Below are 23,187 nucleotides of genomic sequence, written 5' to 3'. Positions count from 1 at the left end.
ATGCCCCGTGCTGTTCACAAGACCCAGTCCACTTATCAGGAGGCTCATGCCATGCGTACCATACTTGCCATCACCAGCGCTGTATTGATTCTGATGCAGCATGGCGCCATGTCTGCCGAGCATGGAGGTCACTGGGCGGTTCAAAGCTCCGCCATACCCGATGACCCGATTTGCGCCAATTTGCGCAAGGAAATCCAGACGTATTTCCGGCGCTATCCCGCGATGCCGGAGGCATGTGTTGCCGCGGCGCTGAGCGGTGCGTTTGAGATGCCGCCGCTTCAGCCAGTTTCCAATCCGAGCCTCGATTTCGTCGCGCATATCGAAAAATACCTGCAGGTAGGAGCCAGCGCCTATTTCGCCGACCTGGATCGTGGTGTCGCTCCAGAAGACATGTATGAATACCGGGCCAGCATCTTCAAAAAGAATAATGAGCAAATGTTTATTTGGCGCGGTCCTATGGCCGATCAGTTCTCGCCGTATGGGACAGTGCCGGGAAAAACAAAAACGATCTTGCAACTTCGCCGGATGAAGTCGAGCGGCGGATGTGATGGCAAGCCGGACCAGCGATATGTCGAGGAAAATGTTTTGATGGCCGACGATATGTCGGGCCCGTTACGACTCGATGCATCGGTCATCGATAATTTGCTCGCCAATGCGCGACTGCGGGTTTACAGAGGAGCCCCAGTTTTTATCGTCGGACCAAAGGTGTTTAGACAGACGCAGTATGGGCTTGCGCCGATGTGCTCATTTAAGACCATCAAAGTGCGTTCGCGATAGCTATCGTCTCGGAAGCTGTGCATGATCATTGCAATGTTTCACGTTCAATACGGAAAGAATTTATATGACGAATCGGTTTTCTTGGCAGAAGAGCCCGGTCAGCGGCGACTTCGTGAGCAACCTGTACAAGTTCCTTTATCCTCTCGAGGTCGGCGAAGATGGGCCTCTGGTCCTGACGGATGTGAGAGGCAATCCTACAATTGGGGTCGGATACGACCTCGTTACTGGTGACACGGAAGAAAAAAATAGAATTCTGAGAGTCATGGGATTCTCGGATGCTGCGATTACATCTACGTCACGCCCCCCAGGCAATCGTGGGGCAGCGATTGATTACGATTATCTCACTCTAATCAGAAAGGAATTTCACACGGGAGGCAATCGTGGCCGTATCAACGATATCATGGCAGCCCGCGCCAAAGAGACGGATCCTGACTTCCTCCGCGTGGTTGGATCGAATCTGCGCCCCAGTTTTGCTTTTGCTAATGAGGAGGAGGTGAAAAGCATTTTTCCGCTTGCATGGCCCGCGTATTTGGAGAAAATGAAAGCACCGGTTCCGCAACTCGAATCCGAACCTGACTCCAAAACCTCACGCGAGATCATGACACTGTCGTCGTTGACGTGGAATGGTGGCGTAGGCCTTCTCGGTACAAAACTTCCAACTGCACTGAGCCAGGGTAATCGTGCAGAAGCATGGTACGAAATTCGCTACGGCAGTAACAAGCGGTATGACAGGGGGCTTCAGAAGCGCCGCTTTTTTGAAGCCGAAGTCTTCGGCCTGTATGATGATCCCGGCAAGGTTACCGCCGCCGAGGCGACCAACGTTCTGCAAATGCTGTCCGAGAAGCGTGTCAAGATCATGGAGTACGAGCACGCACTCGGCCAGCCGCCCGATGGCAAACCTATTCCGAAGGCGAACCTGATTCGGGGCATGTCGCCCCTTAATGCAGCGAACGTTGATTTCAAAGACCTGATCAAGGCCGGATTTTCGCCCACGATCAAAACCCTGAACGAAGAACTGGCGCCCGCCGCCACTGCATATGTCGCCAATCTGAACCAGCGGTACGCCGGCATCAACCTGATCGGCAAGATCCTGCAAACCGATGCCTGGAGCCCCGTCCGCAACCCGTCGAACATTTACGTGGCCTGGGACGCGGGCGCCTCGCTCAACGTTAGCCCGAACGAGACCGGCACGTTCGCGAGCGGCACGGCCAGCCTGCTCGTCGGCCAGATGGGGCGCGACACGCTGGTAGGCGGCAAGGGATCTGACCTGATGTTCGGCGGCGACGGCGACGTGCTGCGCGCCGGCACGGGCAACGAGACGCTGGTCGCGGACGGCGGCGCCGAGACCTTCGAAGGCAATGCCAACGCCACGGTCAACTACGAGGTGTTGACGCGCAATGGCGGCGTGGTCCACGTCAAGCAGACCAAGGCCCGGGACGCGTTGTTCATCGATAACCTACAGGCGGGCATAACGTTCGGCAGCAAGACCGTGGCCGTCGCCGGGAAGGCCATGACCTGGACCGATGCGGCCGATCCGGCGATGACCTATCGTTTCGTTCCCGGCGCGGCCAAGGGCGGCGTCGGAACATTGACGATCAGCGGCGGCCGGGCGGGGAATGCGCAGATCGTCATCGACGATTTCGACCTGGGACAGGCCCAGCAAGCGGGCTATCTCGGCATCCACCTCACGGACCGGCCACAGGTCAAGCTGGGCCAGTCGGTTGACGGCACCACTGTCAAGGGGACGCTCGCCCCGCTCGACATCTCGTTTGCGACGACCGTCGACTACGCGCGTACCGTCGAACTCGACCTGAGCGGCATCGACTTGGACAAGCTGCGTCTGAATACCGGCGCGGACAATCTCCAGGTCACGGACGGCAAGGTCACGATCACTGTCGGTGCCGGCGAAGCCGGTGTCACGCTCGGTCTGGTCTATCTCGACCCGGCCGCCAGCGCCACGGCGCAGCTGCGGGTCGGCCTCGTCGGCGACGAGGGCGATGCGGCTGATGCTTCCACATTGTCGGTGGCCTTCGACCGCAGCGACACCCCGGCGGCGCCCGACTTCTCTCACAACCAGGGGCTGGCGCCCGAGCAGATGACGGTCGACCGCAACGGCGTGCCTGTGACGATCGACGCGTACAAAGGCGGGGACGGCTCGTACAGCGTCGACGGGCGTGGCGGCCCGATCTCCGTCAAGTTGGGCAACGGTAACAACATCGTCGCCGCCGGCGCGGCCGACGACGCGATCGTCGTGGGGAATGGCGACAACCGTCTGGCGCTGGGTGGAGGCAACGATATCTTCTGGGCCGCGAACGGTGACAATGTAGTCGAGGCCCAGGGCAGCACGGCCATCGGCTACCTGGGCTACGGCCACAACCGTTTCTACGGTAACGGCGAGGTCGGGCTGGCGGCCGCGCTGGACGCCGCCGAGACGGGGACGCCCAGGAGCCGCAAGGGCAACCTCGTCACTTTCGGTGGGGGCCAGGCGACCGTGGTTGCAGGCGCCGGGAACGATTTGTACCTGCTTGGCGACGCGGACGCGGTAGTCGTGCTGGGTGCTGGAAATTCGACAGTAGCGGGCGGCGTCGTCGGTTCGCAGCTGGTGGACACCTGGAATACGCGGCTCCGGCGCGACCAGGATGGGTACCACATCGATTACCTCGACATGAACGTCACGAGCACGTCGACGACACCGGTCCAGGACGGCTACGACGGGAACACGATGCAGGGGCTCGCTGTCGGCGGCGGAAACACGACGATCTTCGGTGGCAGCGGGAACAACGTCATCATGGCCGGCAACGGCTTGAATTACATCGACGCCGGCAGCGGCAACAGCAGTATCTGGGGCGGCAGCAAAGGCGACACCATCTTTGGCGGCACCGGCGACGTGCTGATCGATGGCATGGGCGGCGACGACGTCATCCATGTGGAAAGCGGCAAGGACCTCGTGTATGGCGGCTCCGGAAACAACTCCATCTATGGCGGCAGCGGCAACGCGACGATCTACGCAGGCAGCAGTCCCGACCGGGCATCGGCCGACGGAGACAACTATGTCGAAGCCGGCAGCGGCGACACGATCGTCTACGGGTCCAGCGGCAACGACACGCTGATGGGCGGTTCGGGCCACGCGACCCTCGTGGCCGGCGACGGCAACGCGACCATCGTGGGCGGCACGGGCAGCACGGTGATCCAGGGCGGTGCCGGTCACGACGTCATCTGGGCCGGCGATGGCGGTACCACGGACATGCCGACCACGATCCTCGCTGGCACCGGCGATACCACCATCTATGGCGGTCGCGGCGTCGATGTGATCCAGGGGGGGGCGGGTACGACGCTGATCTATACGGGCGACGGCGGCACGCCCGACGCCCGCACGACCGTCGTCGGCGGCAGCGGGGACACGACGATCCACGTCGGCTCGGGCTTTGCCTCGGTGCAGGGTGGAAGCGGCCAGACCGTCATCTTCGGTGGCGACGGCGGCAGCGCGGCCGCGCCGGACGTCCTCGTTGCCGGGAGCGGACCGACCACGATCTACGGCGGCACGGGCGTCGCCCAGATCCATGGCGGCAGCGGCGACAGTGTCCTCTACGCAGGTGACGGCGGCACGTATGATGCGCCGACCGTACTGTATGGCGGCGTCGGCCGCACGACGCTGGTGGGCGGTAGCGGCGTCAGTCAACTGATTGCCGGGACGGGGCCCGATACTTTCGAGCTCGACGGCAGCGGCACGACCACCATCTTCGGCGCCAAGCAGGACGACGTGATCCGTTTCGGGCCCGGCATCACGCTCGACGACGTCACGTTGACGCCGACCTTGTACGACGATGGCAGTACGGCGCTCGTCATCGACGCCGGGGGCAGCGCAACGCTCGTCGGCGGCATCGGCGACGGCGTCGACGCCTTCCAGTTCGACGACGGTACCGTCCTATCAAGGACACAGCTGATGCATGGCGGGCAGATGGGGACGCTCGACCTTGCCGGCAACGGACATGAGCTCCTGGTCAGCAACGTGGATGGCGAGGACTTGCGCGGCACGGATACCACCTACACCGCATTCGCGTACGGCGACGGCAGCGTGGTGCACGCGGCCAGCGGCAGTTCTACGCTGGTTGGCGGTGGCGCGGACATCACCTACGCGGTAGAGACGTTGGAGAGCCACACTGTCGTGCGGTCCAGCGCGGCGGACGATGTCCTGCAACTGACCGTCGCCAACGCGGACGACGTGCAGCTCGTCCCGGGCAGGGGCTTCCAGGAACTGCGCTTCGGGGCGTCCGGCTCCGTGCGCGTGGAGGGCACGCCTGCCCAGACATTGCAGACCGTCCAGTTTGCAGATGGTACCCGGACGACCATGACCGACCTTGCCACGCGCAACGGCGTGCGGTTTGACAATGCGGACGGTTCCTACGGGCTGATGCGGCACGACAGCCAGGGCAACGTGACCGTCGCCTTCTATTCCTCGACCGGCGTGAAACAGAGCCGCACGTGGAGCAGGGCCGACGGTTCGTCCGGAAGCGATACCTATCGCATCGACGGGTCGTCGACGGGCACGGTACGTCAGTCCGACGGCAGTACGGCAACCTACGAGGACGATGGCCGTGGCATGGTTACCACGCAGTTGCGCGATGTGCGGGGCGCCTTCACCGGATCGACGGTCGCCACGACTGGCCCGCAGGGGCGCGCGGTCACCACCTATGACGCCAATGGCGCGAAGCTGAGCACGACCTGGACCCGCGCCGATGGCAGCCACGGCACAGACGTGTTCGCCGCCGACGGCAGCGCCTCTGGTACGGCCGTCGGAGCCGACGGCACGCAGGTGGCCTACAGTGACGACGGCAAGGGCTTGCGTACGGAACGCCACCTCGACCCGGCCGGCGCATTGACCAGCACGGTGGTGACGCGCACGGACGCTGCCGGCAACGTCACCACGACGAATGCCGACGCCGCCGGCGCGACGGTATCGGACACCTGGCGCCACCCGGATGGCGCGCATGGCGGCGATTTCTTCAATGCGGACGGTTCGTCGTCGGGCTATACCTACGCGCCCGACGGCAGTTATACGACCTATGTCGACGACGGCAAGGGCACGACGAGCACCACCGCATTCAACGCGGCCGGCGTCGCGATCGGTGTGACGACGACGACGCCGGCCGACAGCGGCGGTGTCCGTACCGACAACCCAGACGGCACGTATGTGGTGCGTACCGGCAGCGGCAGCAACCTGACCTGGACGACCTACAGCGCGGCCGGCGTGAAGCTGTCCGACAGCTGGTCGCGCGCCGACGGTTCGAGCGGTGGCGATGTGTTCCAGGCCGGCGGCGTCGTCACGGGCCGCACGTACCGGCCGGACGGCAGTTATGCGATCCGGTCGAGCGACGGCAGCGGCGTGTCCACGGAGACCTTTTACGACGTCAACGGCAACAAGACGGGGGGCACCTATACACTGACCAATGCCGGCGTGCAGTCCATCACCGAACAGTTCGACGCGAACGGCAGGTTGATCGGCGAGACGTGGCGGCATGCCGACGGCCGCACCGGCAGCGACCCTGCCGGCGCCCGCGACATGTTCGGCTTGCAGTTCGGGGCCACCATGGTCACGTTTGGCACGGCCGGCACGGTCATGAACGGCGTGACGATCCGCATTCCCCAGGACACGCCCACCGCGCGCATGGGCGCCGAAGCCGAGATGTTCATCACCGTCAACGGCGTCGCCGGGACGTCTTACAGCATACGCGGCTTCAATCCCATTGGTTCCCCCACCCGCACCACGCTGGAAATGTACGATGCGCTCACCGGCATCGTCTTCACCGGCACCGACACCACCACGGCCGGCACGTCCTGGCGCTTCAGCCAGAAGGGCAAGGAGAGCCTGTACCTGGACGGCTTCGGCAACGGCGTCATGACCGGCTATGCGAGCGATGGCCACCGCGTCAGCGACATGTGGTTCCACAACGATGGCTCCGCCGGCTACACGTTCTATGGCGCGGATGGCAGCTGGCATGGGCAGGTCGTTGACGTCCACGGCGTCGTGACAACGGTCGACAGCGGCGGTGTCGTCGGCCAGGAAGGGCCGACAAGTGTGGGCGACCCCACTGGCACGGGCGTCGCGCCCGACGCGCCGACGCCGTCCGCGCCGGCCCAGCTGGGCGCCGCGGCCACGGCGCCGGTGACGCACGACGACCGCAGCGCCGTGGTCGGCGTCGGCTATGTCGAGCCCACGCGCACGTTCTCGCGCGTGGACGGCCAAACCGTCGAGTCCGTGGTCACGCCGCTCGGCAGTGCCGTCGTCAGCGTGAACGGCGTCGTTGCCGCGACCGTCGATACCGACCCCGGCTACAGCCTCCAGCGCTCGATCGACGGCAAGACCTACCGCTGGAATTACGATCCCGCCGGCATCTTGCTGGCGCGCACGGTCGATGACGGCAATGGAGTGACCACTACCGAGACGCTGGACGCCGCGGGCAGGCTGACGGGTTCCAGCCTGACGATCGCCATGGCGGACGGTAGCGTGCGTACGGTCCAGTATGATGCGGCAGACCGGGCCGTGGGATCGAGCACGACGACGGTAGCGGGCACCGTGACGACCACGCTCCTCTATGATGCTGCCGGTGCCGCCATCGGAAGCCGGGTGACGACGAGCGACGGCGCGGGCAGCAGCGGCACGATCGTCTATGACGCCGCCGGCAATGTCAGCGCGTCGTCGCGGGTCGAAGTCCTCGCCCCGGGTACGGTGCGTATCACCCAGTTCGACGCGTCCGGTGCGCAGACCGGCGCGTACATGATGGCCGTGGATGCCGCCGGCAACATCACGACCTCCAACTACGATGCCGCAGGAAGGCTGACCGGCAGCGTGGCCGCGATGCCGAACACCGACGGCGCCTACCGAACCGGCAACTACGACGCCGCCGGCAAGCTGACCAGTTCGACCGTACTCGGATTCGACGGCGACAGTACCGTCTTGTCCGTCTACGATGCACATGGCACCTTATTGCGGTCCAGTGCTGTCGGGCCAGATGCGGTGCTGACTTCCAGCGACAATGCCGGCGCCACTGTGCAATATCGGCCAGATGGCAGCAGCGACGTCACGCATGACGACGGTCGTGGCAACCGCGAGGTGATCAGCTATTCGTCCGGACACGTGATGACCGCGCGCGCATGGCAGCAGTCGGACGGCAGCCACGGCACCGATCGCTACGAGCCGGACGGGCGCGTCACGGGCGACGCGGTCGCGACCGATGGCAGTCGCTCCACGTTCGTGACCGACACAGCCGGGACGCGCACGACGACGCGCTGGTCGGACGTGGGCGCCGTCCTTGGCACCACCGTGACCGCAATCGTCGACGGTGCGTCGCGCACGACGTTCTACGGCGCAGACGGCGCGCCCCAGTCGGCACGTTGGAGCGAGGCGGACGGCACGACCGTGAATGTGATCTATGTCGCTGACGGGGGACGTACCGAAACGCGCCAGATCGCGGACGGCACGTCGAGCGTGATGACGGACGACGCAAAGGGCAATGTCGAGACGCTGTTCTACGACGCCGCCAAGCACAAGACGAAGCGGATCTGGAAACTCGCCGATGGGGCGTACGGCAACGATCTTTTCGATGCGTTCGGGGCCAGCGTCGGCCACGCGGTCAACGCGGACGGCTCCACGGTCGATTCGACGGACGACGCTCATGGTAATACGTCCTGGATCAAAAAGAGCGCGGCTGGGGTGGAAATCGAGCGCGGCTGGCACTACGCCGACGGTACGCAGAAGACGCTCTGGAGTCCGGGCGACTCCATGACCCACGTCAAGGAGCAAGCCGCGGACGGCACCTACGTCATCCGAGTGTTCGACAACCTGGGTAACCTGTTCGTGACGAACTACGATGCCGCCGGAAACGAAACGACGGAATCCTGGCAGACTCCTGACGGCGCCCACGGTTCCGGCGAACGCGACAGCGACGGCGTCCTGCGAACATATGCCTGGGACGCGACCGGACGCCAGACCCGGTTCGCCATGACGAGACCCGACGGATCGTCGTACGTCACCCTGTTCCATTCTGATGGCGGCAGCGATTCGACCGACACGACTGTGCCGGACGCGCACGGTATCGTTACCGCGACCAGCACCTATTTTGGTCCGGGCGGGACGTACCTGGGACATGCCACCGGTCTCAGCGATGGTCACGGCAACAGCACGCTGCAGCGCTGGGACGCGTCCGATGTCCTGATCGAGCAACGCTGGACCCGCAGCGACGGCACCAGCGGTAGCGGCGACGGGCTGGTCGACGAGGCGCAGGTGACCGATGCGGACGGACGCCATCTTGTCAGGCGCATCAATGTATTCGGCGTCGTGACGAGCGACACGTGGACGGCGGACGATGGCAGCCACGGCAGCGACACGTTCGGCGACGACGGCACAACCGAGGGCACGGCGATTCGTGCGGACGGCGGCCACCGGGATTACGTGAACCGCGCCAACGGGGAAGCGCGCTGGACCGATTACGACGCCGCCGGCCATGCGCTCGCCGGCTACCAGAAATACGCCAATGGTCAGTTCTCGGGTTACACCAATACGTACACGGGCGATTTCCTCAGCGGCGATACCTGGTACCAGTCCGACGGTAGCTACGGCAGCGATCGTTATGAGCCCGATGGCAGTTCCTCCGGCAGCAACTATTCGGCGTCTGACGCGACGACCTACTCCTACACGATCAATACCGACAACGTGGCGTTCTACAACTACACGGCGCCGGACGGACGCCATGGCACCAGCAGTTGGTATCCGGACGGCTCGAATTCGTCCACTGACTACGCCGTCGACCAGACCTACACCACGACAGTAAATGACGCTGCAGGAAATTCGGTGGTGACGTACTACGACCAATACGGGTACAAGCTCAGGGATACGTGGACGCATGCCGACGGCTCAACGGGTAGCGACGTGTTCGAACCAAACCGGGCTCCTGTGGCCGTCGTCGAGCTGACCCCGCAGCGCGCGCAGGAAGCCAGTCCGTTTAGCTATGTGCTGCCGACAGCGCTGTTTAGCGACCCGGATGAGGGCGAGGTGCTCGGCTACAGCATCCGTGGCGCAGACGGTACCGCGCCGCCCGACTGGTTGCACTTCGACCCGGCGACGATGACCTTGAGTGGCACGCCCGCCGCGGGCAGCGCGGGAGCCCTGCAATTGCAGGTGGTGGCAACCGACCGCGGTGGCCTGACGGGCGTCGCGCCTATCGAGCTCGACATTGATTCCGCCGGCACGGCGACGGCGCATCAGTCCGACGGCAGCGCGCGCGTCGCCACCGCGGCAATCATCGAGTCGGTCATGCCTGACGGTCAAGTCGTGCCGACGTTCGATGCCGTCAGGTTCGCGCAGGCCTACGCCGCCGCGCAGGCAGGGGAAACGATCGCGAATCATTGGGCCATCGCCGATACGCTGCTCGCCGCGCATCTCGGCGGTCCGGCGATGGGGGTCGTGGAGATGGCGTATCTCGATGTCCAGCGCACCCAGATGGACGGTGTCGCCGTTGCAGCGGGTGGAGGGCCGACGGACGCCAGCGCTGGCGTGGCTGGGCCGAACGGCTTGATTTGGAGCGGGGTCAGGCAAACCCCGGGAGCGTTGGCATGAGCAAGATCCACGCTTCCCTCGTCGAAACGGCGTTCTCTCCCGGCCTGCTGGCCCTCCAGGACGCGCCGCCGCCAACACTGCCGCGCCGCGTGTTGTGGTGTGTATCCATCCTCTGCCTCCTGCTGATCTGCTGGTCCGCTGTCGGGCGGCTGGACATTGTCGCGAGCGCGGACGGCCGTCTCGTGCCGCAATCGTACGTAAAGATTGTGCAGCCGGCCGAAGCCGGCATCATTCAGCAGATCCTCGTGCGCGAGGGCGCGCAGGTGAAGCGTGGCGATGTCCTCATCCGCATGAACTCGCGCTCCAGCGAGGCCGACCGGCAGTCGCTCGCCGGCGAACTGGCCCTCAAGCGGCTGGAACTGCGCCGCATAGACGCAGAGCTGGGCATCGCGCCTTGGAAGGCGATGCCGGGCGACGACCGGAATCTATTTGCCCAGGTCGAGGCCAAGCTGCAGGCACACCGTCAAGCGTGGAACGACCAACTGGCCCAGCAACGGGAGACTGTGCTGCGCGCGGAGCACGACCAGGCGTCTGCCGACGCCACGCTGGCCAAGCTGCATGCTGTGGCGCCACTGCTGAAGCAGCAGGCCGATGCCTACGCCGACCTGGCCCGCCAAGGTTTCGCCGGCGAACTGATGGCGCGCGACAAGCAACGCGAGTATCTCGAAAAGACCGAGGACACACGGGCCCAGGCTGCCAACCTTTCGAGCCTCAAGGCTGCCGTGGCCCAGGCCCGGGAGCGCGAGCGCGAACTGACGTCGCGGTACACGAGTGATTTGCGCAACGAACGGGTCGACGTCTACGGACAGATCGACAAGCTCCAGCAGGCAATGGTCAAGGAGGATTTTCGGAGCGGCCTGATGGAATTGCGTGCCCCACAGGACGGCACCGCGAAGGACTTGGCAACCCACACCGTCGGCGCAGTGGTTGCACCGGGGACGGTGCTGCTGTCGGTCGTTCCGGTCCAGGAGCAGCTGATTGCCGAGATCTTTGTCCAGCATGAGGACGTAGGCTTCATTGAGACAGGTATGCCCGTATCGCTGAAGCTGCGTACGTTCCCGTTTCAGCAGTATGGCTTAATGCCGGGGAGGGTTATTCAGATCAATCCCGACGTATCGGACACTGGCGACAAGAGCACAAAGCCCCAAGGCTACCGCGCAATCGTCGCACTCGACACCCAAAGGCTGCGCTCGCCGGACGGCACGACGCATCCCTTGGTGGCCGGGATGCAGTTGACGGCCGAGATCAGGGAGGGCAACCGGACTGTGCTGCAGTATCTGCTCTCGCCAATATGGGAGGCGGTACATGACAGCGCCCGCGAGCGCTAACCGCTGAGTGGTGGGACGGTGAGACGTCGTTCCAAACGGCCGACGGTGGCCGCAGATGCTGGTGACCGCCGCTGCTGTTGCGGGAGCGGTTTGTTTGAGTCCAGCCGGTAGCAGATCATTCGCGATACCATGAACGTAGGGCTCAAGAGCGGGGGGGGGGGCGCAGCAGGGAGACAATTGACGTGATACCCCGTTATTGCCGGTTCATGGATTGATAACCTTGGCATGGTATCGTGAATGGTACTGACTCAGGAGTGCTATTAAATTCGTAAGTAATTCACATACTTAGCTCGACGATTGATAATCGAGTGGGAGTGAAGGTGTTTTTGTAAGTGATTGATTTTTAAGTAGGAATGGGCGAGCCGTTGATCTTTCGAATCGAATGATCAACGGCTTTTTTATTTCTACGGCGAAATGCGACTCTCAGAGAACAACGTGTCGACTTCAAGCACAGGTGCGATTTATGCGCCGGCTACACTTGTGTCGCTTCAGTTCCGGTTGCCTGATTCAGATGTGGCAAGCTACTGCCCGATAATCAAAACGTGTGACGTATCCCAGTCTCTACCTCACGCCCGCTGAAACCATTTCTTGCCGAGTTCAGGCGGACGTCACCACCGTTGTTCGTATAACCGGCGGCGGCGTAGAGTAACGTCCGTTTGCTGAGCGGATAGGTGTAATCGAGGCCATACTGATCGGAGACCCCGTCGCGCAGATTGCGGATGTCGTTGCGATTCCACGATGCGCAGATCGTGCCGCGTCCGGCGCCGACGGTCACCCCGGTCATGTAGCTGCGCATGACCACTGCGCCGCCATTGCCGGCACGCGTATCGCCGTAGATGCCGTGAAGCTTGAACGACCCAAAGTCGTACACGGCGCCGGCGATCGCGCCTTTCACCTTGACACTCGCGGCTGCCAGATGCACCGCGGGGACGAGCGCGCCCAGTTGCGTCGATGACGCGCCGAGGTCGACACCATCCGAATGCTGGTACGCCGCGCGTACGTTCCAGCGGCCGGTCACGTACGATACCGAGGCGAAGTCGCTGCTGTTGCTGGCGAAGCCACCTGTCCTTTCGCCGAACGCATGGCCTGCGGAGAAACCGAAGCCGTTGCGCATGTCGACGTGATATGTGACCGAATTGTCTGCACGGGATAACGGGTCCGTTTTTCCGAGACCGTAGCCGAACACCCGTTGCGCATTGCCGGTGCCGTTGATGACGAACGGGTCGACCGTGAACAGCACATCGTAGAGTGCCGTCGTTTGCCTGCCGAACCGGATCGAACCGAACGCGCCGTTCAATCCGACCCAGGATTGGCGGCCGAAGAGACGGTTGCCGTAGCCCAGCGTGCCGTCGTCGGCATTGAATCCGCTTTCCAGTTGAAAGCTGGCAGAGAGTCCGTTGCCGAGGGCTTCCGTGCCGCGGAAACCGAGGCGCGACGCCCTTTGCTGGCCCGATCCGACCGACAGCGTGTCGTCGTTCGACGTGGCGGCATTGCCGTAGCGGAGGCCGACGTCGACGATCCCGTAGAGCGTGACGTTGCTTTGCGCGGACGACGCGCCGCTCGCCAGGACGAGTAGTCCCGCTGCGATGATTGGTGTTTTCATTGTGTTGACCGAACAGGTGAATAGGGGGTACGCCGGGCTTGCATGCCGGGCGTACCCATGCCGCCGGAAAGCGGGAGCCGGTTATTTGTCGGCGAAGACCTTGTGCGCGAACGCAGCGATCGCGTCGGCCATGGCTTGCGGCTGTTCGGGCGCCAGCGCGTGGCCGGCATTGGGAATGACGACGACCGTGACGCGATCGCCCAGCATGTTTTTCAGGACCTGGGAAAAGCGGCGCGGCGCCACAGCATCGCTTTCGGCCTGGAGGTCGAGGATGGGAGCCGTGCCCGCGGCGAAGTAATCGTCGACCGGCGTCGTGTTGCGCGCGTGCGATTCGGCTTCGTGCGTTTGGGCGTGCCAGCCGGTCAGCCATACATGCGGGTCGTTACCTGGAGCGAAGAACGCCTTGCGCAGGTACTCGAGGCGCTGGGCTACGGGCAGCTTCATGTCGCCGGCGCCATCGATGGCCTTGCGCATTTCCGGGCCGATCGGCTTTTCGTTGGACCCTGGCGGCACCTTGCCCGCCGATGCCGCCGCGATGACGACGCCGCGCACCAGGTCGGGACGGTCGGCCGCGAGCTGGCGCGCCGCGAAGTTGCCCCATGCGTGGCCGACGACGACGACCGGCCCCTTGTTTTCGTTTTCGATCACCGCGGCGACGTCCTTTGCGAAATCGTGCACGCTGAGGTGGTCCATGGGGCCTTTGCTGAGCCCGATCCCGCGCGGTTCCGGGCGCAGCACCCGGAACCCGTCCGCCACCAGGCGCTCGGCGACCTGGTCGTAGTCGCGGACGGAGCGCCCGAGCGACGGCAGCATGACGATGATGGGGCCTTGTCCCTCGCGCATCACGTCGATTTGTACAGTGCCGTACTTGACGAGTTGATGATCCGCCGTGACCGCCGTGCCGGCGAATGCGGATGCCGACAACGTGGCGGCGAGGACGAATGCGTAGCTGAGGTTACGAAGTTTCATGTGAGTCTCCTTATCGATGTGTTTATTCGCGTTATTGCGCGCCGATCGGGTCGAGGCCCGTCTTCACGAACGTTGCGGCAGCCTCGGGCGTTTTCAGATAGGCGAGGAATGCCTCGGCCGCCCTGCGCTCCTTGGCGTCCTTGCCGATCGCCGCGGAGATGACGCTGACCTTCTGCACGGCTTCCGGCAGCGGGCCGACGTACTGGATGCCGGGGATGGCGCGCAGCTCGCTGATCTGTTGCAGCCCGAGGTCGGCGTCGCCGCGTTCGATGGCCGTGCCGACCAGCTCGCGTCCTTGGATAGGTACGCTCTTGGCCTTCATCGCGTCCGCGATGCCGAGCTCCGGAAACAGCGTGCCGACGATGTACTTGCCGCTCGCGCCTTCGGAAAATGCGACGGACTTTGCCGCGAGCAGCGTGGCGCGCAGGCTGTCGACCGACGCGATGTCCGGCCGGGGCAGGCCCGCCCGCACGGCGACGCCGACGCGCGACCCGGCCAGGTCGATGGCGGTACCGGCCAGCAGGTTGCCCTGTCTGACCTGATCGGCCATCGCCGCCTTGATCATGAAGCAGACGTCCATCGCTTCGCCGGCCTTGATGCGCATGGGCAGGGCGTCGGGCGAGCTGCCGTACGAAGGGCCCCACGAGACGATCAGGTGGTGGCCGGACTTCCTCTCGAAGTCGGGGCCGAGCTGCTTGAACGCCGCGGACAGCGCGCCCGTGGCCAGTACGTGGATATCCGCGGCCTGCGCCGCACCGGGCAACCAACCCGTGCAGCCGAGCGCGAGCAGGGCCGTCGCGCAATGGCGGGTCATCGACTTGTTCATTTCATCATCTCCTTATCGTTATTCGAGTGGCGCGGCGGGCGTGCGTCGCCGCGACGCGCCGTCGTGGTACGTCGTGCAAAACAAAAAAACGAGGCCGGCGTGGCCGCGGCGTCAGGCGTATAGGCGCTGCGGGTTATCCACCAGTACCGCCTGGGCGGTCGCCGCGTCGCGGCAGACGTCCACCAGGAAGTCGAGCAACCGGGCGTCGTCGGGCACGGGGCCCTCGATGTTCGGATGCGGCCAGTCCGTGCCCCAGATCGCGCGCTGCGGTGCGGCGTCGAGCAGGCGGCGCGCGAGCGGCAGCGCGGCGTCCCACGGTGCCGGCGCGCCCTGCATCGCGCGGTCGACGCCGGATAGCTTGATCCAGCGTTGCGGGTGCGCCAGATGGCGGACGAGGCGCTGCAGCGCGTCGTCCCATTCGCCCGTCGCGTCCTGGCGCGCCATATGGTCGATCACGAGCGGCATGTCGAGGTCGCGCCAGGCGTCGAGGACGGGGAGCATCTTCGCGAGGTGGCCGTGCAGCAGGGCATGCCAACCCAGCGGACGCACGCGCTCGGCGACCCTGCGCAAGCGGTCCATGTCGCGATCGCCGGGCAGGTGTCCCATGAAATTGAAGCGCACGCCGCGAATCCCGCCTTCGTGCAGCGCCTGAAAGTCCGCGTCACGCACGGTCTCGTCGACGAGCGCCACGCCGCGGTACCGTCCATCCGTCGCCGCGAGCGCCGCGAGCAGCGCGCGGTGGTCCGTCCCGTAGCACGCCGCCTGCACCAGCACGCCGTGGCCGATGCCGAGCCGTTCGTGCATTGCCAGCAGGTCGGCCATGGGCGCGGCCGCCGGCCTGTAGGCTGCGTTGGCGGGCAGGGGAAACGCATCCCACGGTCCGTAGATGTGGGTATGGCAGTCCCATACGCCGCCGGTGAGCGTGGGCCGTTTCATCAATCGCACCTTGCGGTCATGCCGCCGTCGACGACGATCTCGGTGCCGGTAATGAATTGCGCCTCGTCGGACGCCAGGAACAGCGCCGCGTTCGCGGTATCCCGGCCGTCGCCCATGAAGCCGAGCGGAATGCGCGAGAGCCGGCTTTCCAGCAGCTTGTCGACGTCGCCGCCGCTGCGCTGGCCGGCGAGGCGGGCCTCGACCATCGGCGTATGCAGCTGGCCCGGTACGACGGTGTTCACGCGGATGCCTTTTTTCGCATACTCGACGGCGACGACCTTGCCCAGCTGGATCACACCGGCCTTGCACGCGGCATACGCGACTTGCGCAGACCCCGTCCAGCGGAGGCCGGACGTCGACGCCGTGTTGACGATTGCGCCGTAGCCCTGCGCCTCCATTACGGGCAGTACGTGCTTGCAGGTCAGGAACACGCTCTTCAGGTTGAACGCGACTTGGGCATCCCATTTGTCTTCGGACAGCGCGACCGGACCTCCGGCCGCCGAGCCGCCGACGTTGTTGACGAGAATGTCGACGCGCCCGTATTCGGCCTTGCACGCGGCGACCATGGCTTCGACGGCGGCGCTGTCAGTAACGTCGCAGGTGTGCGCCGTGATCGTGCCGCCGGCTTCGCGCACGCGGCGGATGGTTTCTTCCATCGCTTCCATGCTCTTGTCGACGGCGAAGATCTGCGCGCCCGCCTGGGCGAACAGGACGGCGACAGCGCGTCCGTTGCCCCAGCCCGGGCCGACGCAGCCGGCGCCGGTGACGATAGCGACCTTGTTGTTCAGGCGCCCCAGCGTGGACGGATGTGTGACTGGTGTTTCCATGCTGCTTTCCTTAATTCGTAGCGTTGGGAAGTTCGGGCGTGACGCCCGCGGGCGGTGGCACCTCGAAGACTTTGATCGTCATCGAGATCAGCGTGTAGTAGCCGGCCACGCCGACCAGGTCCACGAGTCTGTCGCGGCCGATTTCGCGTTCGAGCTCGGCATACAGCGTGTCGTCGATGGCGCGGTGATCGTGGAGCTGCCGCATGAACGCATGGACCAGCGCTTCGTCGCGCCTTGCGTAGGCGGGCTCGCGGCCGTCTCGGATCGCATCGAGCACGTCGAGCGACAGGCCCGCTTCCAGCGCGAACGGCTTGTGTGCGGCCCACTCGTATTCGGCGAGCCAGTGGCGGCCCATCAGCATGATGGCGAGTTCCGACAGGCGCGGCGGCAGGCTGCTGTCGTAGCGGCAGTAGCGGCCCAGCGCCTGGGCGCGGTCGGCGAGGCGCGGCCGGTGGAGCCACACGGCGAGTGGGCCGCGGACACCCTTGCGCGGGCCGCTGGCGATGGCGTCGTAGACCGCGCGCTGCTCGGCGTCGAGGCGCTCGGGATCAATAGGTGCAATGCGTGACATGTCGTTTCCTTGGTTGCAGATCGGTTGCAGCTCAATTGCCGATACTCGATTGGACCGGCTGGGACTGCGCGGCGGCTGCGTCCCGCTGCAGGCGGGTGCCGCGGGGACGCGTTCCCGTTTCGCGAGCGAAGGCTTCCGCATCGAAACCGTTCTCCCAGCGCGAAATCGTGAAGACGGCGATCGTGTTGCCCACGACGTTGACGAGAGCGGTAGCCGTCGCCATCACGCGGTCGATGCCGAACAGCAGTCCCAGTCCGCCAAGCGGCAGCGTGTGCACCGACTGCAGGGTCGCCGCGAGTTTCACGAACGCGCCGCCCGCCACAGTTGTGCCGCCTTTCGAAGTCAGGCTCAGGATGGCGAGCAGGCCCAGCTGCTGCCACAGCGAGAACGGCGTGTCCGTTGCCTGGGCGATGAAACCGATCGCGATCGCCATGTAGATCGACGTGCCGTCCAGGTTGAAGCTGTAACCGGCCGGCAGGACAAAACCGACGACGACTTCGTCGCATCCGGCGCGCTGGAGTTTTTCGATCAGGCGCGGGAAGGCGACTTCGCTGGACGCGGTGCCGAAGATCAGCAGGATCTCGTCGCGAATCAGCTTCAGCACGGCGAAGAAGGGCAGGCCGATCATCCAGCTGATCGAGCTCAGGACGCCGAACACGAATACCAGCGATGCGCCGTAATAGACAACGATGACCTTCAGCAGGTACACGAGCGTCATGCCGCCGTAGCTGCCGATCGCAGCCGCCATGGCGCCGAACGCACCCAGCGGCGCCAGCTTCATGATGAAAGCGAGCATGCGGAACAGGACGGTTTGTGCTTCGTCGATACCCCGCAGGAGCACGGAATCCGCGCCGACCGAGACGTTCAACGCGAGGCCCGCGAGGATCGAAATGATGAGGACCTGCACGATGTCGCCCTTGGCGAATGCATCGACGAGCGTGTGCGGAATGAGGCCGAGCAGGTAATTGACCACCGAAATCTGGCCGGCCCCCGAGGCGGCCTTCAGCGCGTCGGCGCTTTCCGCCATGTTCGTCGCGTGGAGTCCGGCGCCGGGCTCGAAGACGTTCACCAGCACGAAACCGACGATCATCGCGATGGTGCTCACGACTTCGAAATAGAGGAGGGATTTCAGGCCCAGCCGTCCCAGCTTGCCCATGTCCTTGACGTGCGCAAGGCCCTGGACCAGGGTACAGAAGATGATCGGTGCCAGCATCATCTTCAACAGCGCGATGAACCCTTGGCCCAGCGGTTTCATCGAGATGGCGGTTGCCGGTGCCACGAGACCGAGCACGACAGCGCATGCGAGTCCGATCAACACCTGCACATGCAGTTTTTTCAGTTGGTTCATCACGTCTCCTAAGGTCGCCGGGGCGTCCTGTTTTGATTGGCCTGCTATTTGTATGAAGCATAGGTGCATGCAAAAACTTTGACAAAGACCGTATGAATATATGATCCTATGCTTCTTCGGCATGGCTGGCGGTTGACATGGATATACGAGAACTCAGGAGCTTCATTCACGTGGCGCGGTCGGGAAGCTTCAGCCGTGCGGCCTCCGAGCTCTACATCGCCCAGCCGGCCTTGAGCCGGCAGATCGCGAAGCTAGAAGAGGAAATAGGCGTACCGTTGCTGATCCGCCACGGCCGCGGCGTGCGCTTGACGGCCGCCGGTGCCAGGTTGCTGGAACGGGCCGAAATGATCACGCACATGGTGAACGAGACCGGCGAACAGGTCCGTGCGAGCACCGACGAGGAGGGTGGCCATCTGGCCGTCGGCCTGCCCCCGACCATCGGGGCGCTGATCGGTGCCGATCTGATCAAGGATTTCCGCACGCGCTGGCCGCGCGTCACGCTGCACCTGCGCGAAGGCCTCAGCAGTTCGCTGCAGGAGTGGGTGCTCGACAAGCGGGTCGACCTGGCCGTCGTGTACAACCAGCCGCTGTTGGATGCGTTCGACGTCCGCCCGCTGTTCAGCGAACCGATGATCCTGATCGGTCCCGCCGGCGCACCAGGGCGCAAGCGCAGCTATCATATCCGCGATCTCGCGGACGTTCCCCTGATCCTGCCCGGTCTGCCCCACAGCAACCGCCGCCTCGTCGAGCAGGCAGCGATCCAGCACGGTGTCCGCTTGCGCGTCGAAATCGAAGTCGACAGCGTTGCTCTGACGAAGCAGCTCGTCAAGGCGGGACTGGGCTATTCCATTCTCACCCAGGTTGCGATCAAGGACGAGGTGTCACGCGGCGACGTGGTCGCCTATGCGATAGAACGTCCTTCGATCCGGTCGACCGTGGCCATCACGACGCTGCGCGAGAGCCGGCCATCGAGGCTTGTCGATGCGTGGTCGACCATGCTGCAGGAAAAGCTGCAGTCGCTGATCGCCAGCGAGGCATGGAAGAACGATGTGATCTGGGCATAGGCGACTTGCTGCGCAACGCGCGCGGTCGCGCCGGTCTTTCTCAGCGTGCGCCACATGGATCGCGCGTCCGAGCTCGGGAACATGCTGGCGGCAGTGTATTCGGGTTACGACGACCACGGCATCGCACACCTACACACTCAAACATGGTACGTGGATATGCTAAGTGGCTGAATCTATTTAGGAAATCCGGGTCAAACCTAGCCCCTGCAGACACGGTATCGGGAGGCCCATATGCTGACAGATGCTGCCCTGCGCAGTCTCGAGCCAAAGGAGAATGAAATGGACGCCTCCCACCTCTGCCGTTCAAGCGACGTGCGTCGAGGAAAGGATGAGTAGCAGGGTGAACGTTTGAGGGAAAGCGGAAGGTGGACCCTCGCGGGCCAACGGCGTCAGAAGCGCCTAAAGTGAAAGCGCAATGCTTTCAAGGCTAACCGGAGGATCCACATCATGAATGCTACTCCCAAATCGGTGGTCGGTGTCGATACGCCAAAAGCGTGTTCCAGCTGTACACGGTGGACAAGGAAACAGGCGAAGTGATGAACCAGCAGATCAAGCGCGCGCAGTTCCTGCGGTGGTTCGCCAACCGCGCTCCCTGCCTGGTCGGCATGGAGGCATGCGGCGGCTCGCAGCGCCCGTTAGGAGAATGAGGCGTGGGCCAGCGGATTTCATGGGGGCCAGCGGCTTTGCCGCGCACAAGGCCGGATGTAGAACAGCGACTTTCCTCGTCTGAACAGACCTGAAAAATACCTTGCAAAAGGCAGGCGTCCATATAGAAGCCATACAAAGTTTCCTGCCGGGCTACCATTCCAAGCAACTCGCGGCCTTCGCCGCGCGCTTCCGGACCGAGAATGCGGTGCCCCGGCGCGGCGCTCGGCTGGTCGCCGATCTTTCACCAATGAATTGGCTGGCCATGTATTGCTTGGGTATATACTGAACCCGTATTATCCGATTTCCCGTCGGTACGAATATGAAGCTATGGCTCTCCCGTGCGACCAGGATCGGTTACGTCCTGATCGTCCTCCTGCTGCTGGCGACACCCGTCCTGCTGGTCTGGCAGCACTACGGGATGACGCGCACCCTCGAGATTTCCCCGCAGCACCCGTACGGCGTCACGGTGACCGACGACCGCGACACGACGGGTGGCAACCGCTCATATGGCAATTCGGTCGCTTCCCTGACCGTCACCCGGGATGCCTTCATTATGCGTTGCTATCTGGGCGCGGCGGCAAGATATCCGTTCTGCAAATTCCGGTTCCTGATGGGCGATCCGGTCAAGGGCATCGACATGTCCGGTTACGACTCGATCGCATTCGACATGCGTTATTCGGGCCGGGGTCAACATTCCCTCAAGCTTCATATCATGAATTTCGAACCGGAATTTTCCACGCTGAGTGACTGGAATTCGCAGCGGTTCAACGAATTGCTCATCGACGTACCCGCCGAGACCAGGTTCACGGCTCCGATGCGTGCCGCGCGCACCGCGTACTGGTGGCAATACTCACGCCAGATCCCGCTATCCAAGAGCTACGCCCGGTTCGATCACGTCACGACCATCGAACTGTCGACCGACAACTACAACGACACTGGGCAAGTCGTTACGGTCGAGTTGCGGAAGATCGAGTTCCGCGGAAAGTGGATATCGAAGACGACCCTTCTGATCTGGCTCGTGTCCGCATGGATCGCCTGCGGCATCCTCGGCCTCTCGCTGGGCCTGCTTCACTACCGCTCCAACCTGTTAGCCAACAAGACCCGCCTCGAGCAACTGGCCGCCATCGACCGGGAACGCAAGGAAGCCGCGGCAGCGCGCGAAACGGCGATGGCCGAGGCCGTCGCCCTGGCACGCCAGCGCAGCAGTTTCCTCGCGCAGATGAGCCATGAATTGCGCACCCCGCTCAACGCGATCATCGGCTATGCCCAGCTGCTCGCACGCGACCGCCGGCACTTGACCGAACGGCTGGCATCCAGTCTGGCGACGATCCAGGAGAGCGCCCAGCATCTGCTCACGCTGATCAACGATATCCTCGACCTGGCCCGGGTCGAAGCCGGGAAGATGACATTGCATCCGGCCGCCGTCGATCTCGGCGCCTTCCTGCAAGTGCTCTCCAACATCATGCGCGTCAAGGCCGAGGAAAAGAGTCTGACGTTCAGCTGCGAACTCGCGCCCGGCCTTCCGGCCGCGGTGACGATCGACGAAACACGGCTACGCCAGGTGCTGCTTAACCTACTGGGCAATGCCGTGAAATTCACCGACAGCGGGAAAGTCTGCATGAGGGTGCTGCCCGCGCCAACCACCGATGCGCCAGATGGGCAGCCCACCGCGCGGCTGCGTTTCGAAGTGGCCGACAGCGGCATCGGCATGAACGCGCAACAGCTCGGGCGCATCTTCCAGCCGTTCGAACAAGTGGCGAGTGCGCAGCGGCGCGAGGGCGGCACGGGCCTGGGCCTGGCGATCAGCCAGCAACTCGTGCGTCTCATGGGCGGCCATATCGACGTCGTGAGCGATGCCGGCAAGGGGAGTACGTTCTGGTTCGAGATCGACGTGCCGGTGGCTGCCAGCGGTCCGGGCGCCGTTCAACCGCAAGACACGCTCGTGGGCTATGAAGGCGAAAGCAAGCGCCTGCTCGTCGTCGACGACGTGTCGCAGAACCGTGCGATGATGCTGGACCTGCTGCAGGACGCCGGCTTCATCGTGGGCGCGGCCACGAACGGCCTGGAGTGCGTGGCCCTGCTCGACAGTTTCAAGCCTGACCTGATCCTGTTGGACGTCATGATGCCGGTCATGGATGGCAACGAGACGACGCGGCAGATTCGCCGGACGCCGGGATGGAGCACCGTCCCGATCATCGCCGTGACCGCCAGCGCCAGCGCGGAAGACGAACGCAAGAGCATGGACGCAGGCGCCAACGCTTTCCTCGCCAAGCCGATCGACCTGGGCGTCCTGCTGCGCACAGTCGGCAGGCTGTTGTCGCTGAAGTGGATCACCGAGCGGCCGGCGCCCCAGGCATTCGCCCCGGCCGAAACGGACGAAGCCGGCATGGCCGGCCCGCCGGCCGAAGAGATCGAGGAACTGTGGCAGATCGTGCTGATCGGCAATATGCGGCAGATCCGCGAGCGGGCCGTCTACCTGCGGGGGCTCGATCCGGCCTATGCATCGTTCGCGAGCCGCCTGGACACGCTGGCGCAGGGCTACCATTCGAAGCAACTGGTGGCTTTCGTCGCGCGCTTCCGCGCCAAGGACGCGGTGCCGCGGGCGTGACGCGCGGCTGGTGTCCAAGCTTTCGGCTGTGGGTGACCGGTCATGTATTGCTTGGGTATATACTGAATC

At 64.1% G+C, this 23,187-nt stretch carries 12 protein-coding genes and 1 pseudogene; 6 read left to right on the top strand and 7 right to left on the bottom strand.

The window, feature by feature from the left end; all coding sequences use genetic code 11:
* The first annotated feature begins 51 nt into the window (after positions 1-51).
* The 3 genes from HAV22_RS01950 to HAV22_RS01940 all read left to right on the top strand — a co-directional run bounded on the left by HAV22_RS01950 (position 52) and on the right by HAV22_RS01940 (position 11,718).
* Positions 52-777 (top strand): hypothetical protein, encoded by a 726-nt coding sequence (locus tag HAV22_RS01950; RefSeq protein WP_166855934.1) that lies wholly within the window; start codon positions 52-54, stop codon positions 775-777.
* A 400-nt stretch (positions 778-1,177) separates the two neighbouring features.
* Positions 1,178-10,390: a putative Ig domain-containing protein gene (locus HAV22_RS01945; RefSeq protein ID WP_166855932.1), complete on the top strand. Its 9,213-nt coding sequence runs from the start codon at positions 1,178-1,180 to the stop codon at positions 10,388-10,390.
* Positions 10,387-11,718, top strand: coding sequence for an HlyD family type I secretion periplasmic adaptor subunit (locus HAV22_RS01940; protein WP_166855930.1), 1,332 nt, complete (start codon positions 10,387-10,389; stop codon positions 11,716-11,718). The genes HAV22_RS01945 and HAV22_RS01940 overlap by 4 nt, the downstream gene beginning before the upstream one ends.
* Before the next feature lie 535 nt (positions 11,719-12,253).
* Here HAV22_RS01940 and HAV22_RS01935 read toward each other — a convergent pair.
* From HAV22_RS01935 to HAV22_RS01905, 7 genes are all read right to left on the bottom strand, one after another.
* Positions 12,254-13,321, bottom strand: a complete 1,068-nt coding sequence (locus tag HAV22_RS01935) for a porin (protein ID WP_166855928.1) — start codon at positions 13,319-13,321, stop codon at positions 12,254-12,256.
* An 81-nt stretch (positions 13,322-13,402) separates the two neighbouring features.
* On the bottom strand, positions 13,403-14,290 hold the full coding sequence (locus HAV22_RS01930; RefSeq protein ID WP_166855926.1) for an alpha/beta fold hydrolase: 888 nt from the start codon (positions 14,288-14,290) through the stop codon (positions 13,403-13,405).
* A gap of 31 nt (positions 14,291-14,321) precedes the next feature.
* Entirely contained in the window at positions 14,322-15,116 is a 795-nt protein-coding gene (locus HAV22_RS01925) for a substrate-binding domain-containing protein (protein ID WP_166855923.1), read from the bottom strand.
* Between the two features lie 111 nt (positions 15,117-15,227).
* Positions 15,228-16,052 carry an amidohydrolase family protein gene (locus HAV22_RS01920; protein WP_166855921.1) on the bottom strand — a complete coding sequence of 275 codons (825 nt, stop codon included), beginning with the start codon at positions 16,050-16,052 and terminating at the stop codon, positions 15,228-15,230.
* Entirely contained in the window at positions 16,052-16,879 is an 828-nt protein-coding gene (locus HAV22_RS01915) for an SDR family NAD(P)-dependent oxidoreductase (RefSeq protein WP_166855919.1), read from the bottom strand. The genes HAV22_RS01920 and HAV22_RS01915 overlap by 1 nt, the downstream gene beginning before the upstream one ends.
* Before the next feature lie 10 nt (positions 16,880-16,889).
* Positions 16,890-17,450, bottom strand: coding sequence for a carboxymuconolactone decarboxylase family protein (locus HAV22_RS01910; RefSeq protein WP_166855917.1), 561 nt, complete (start codon positions 17,448-17,450; stop codon positions 16,890-16,892).
* Positions 17,451-17,481: 31 nt separating this feature from the next.
* Positions 17,482-18,798, bottom strand: a complete 1,317-nt coding sequence (locus HAV22_RS01905; protein ID WP_166855915.1) for a cation:dicarboxylate symporter family transporter — start codon at positions 18,796-18,798, stop codon at positions 17,482-17,484.
* A 137-nt stretch (positions 18,799-18,935) separates the two neighbouring features.
* On the opposite strand from HAV22_RS01905, the gene HAV22_RS01900 reads away from it, so the two are divergent.
* The 3 genes and pseudogenes from HAV22_RS01900 to HAV22_RS01890 all read left to right on the top strand — a co-directional run bounded on the left by HAV22_RS01900 (position 18,936) and on the right by HAV22_RS01890 (position 23,118).
* Positions 18,936-19,862 (top strand): LysR family transcriptional regulator, encoded by a 927-nt coding sequence (locus HAV22_RS01900; protein ID WP_166855913.1) that lies wholly within the window; start codon positions 18,936-18,938, stop codon positions 19,860-19,862.
* Between the two features lie 447 nt (positions 19,863-20,309).
* A pseudogene (locus tag HAV22_RS01895) lies at positions 20,310-20,491 on the top strand (IS110 family transposase); the annotation flags it as partial.
* A gap of 338 nt (positions 20,492-20,829) precedes the next feature.
* A complete protein-coding gene (locus HAV22_RS01890) occupies positions 20,830-23,118 on the top strand; it encodes an ATP-binding protein (RefSeq protein WP_166855911.1) in 2,289 nt (762 codons plus the stop codon).
* Positions 23,119-23,187 lie beyond the last annotated feature (69 nt).

The sequence above is a fragment of the Telluria antibiotica genome (assembly GCF_011682055.1).
GTDB lineage: Bacteria > Pseudomonadota > Gammaproteobacteria > Burkholderiales > Burkholderiaceae_D > Telluria > Telluria antibiotica.
The sequence above is the reverse complement of the archived record's forward strand: the minus strand, read 5'-3'. Positions and strand labels throughout refer to the sequence as shown.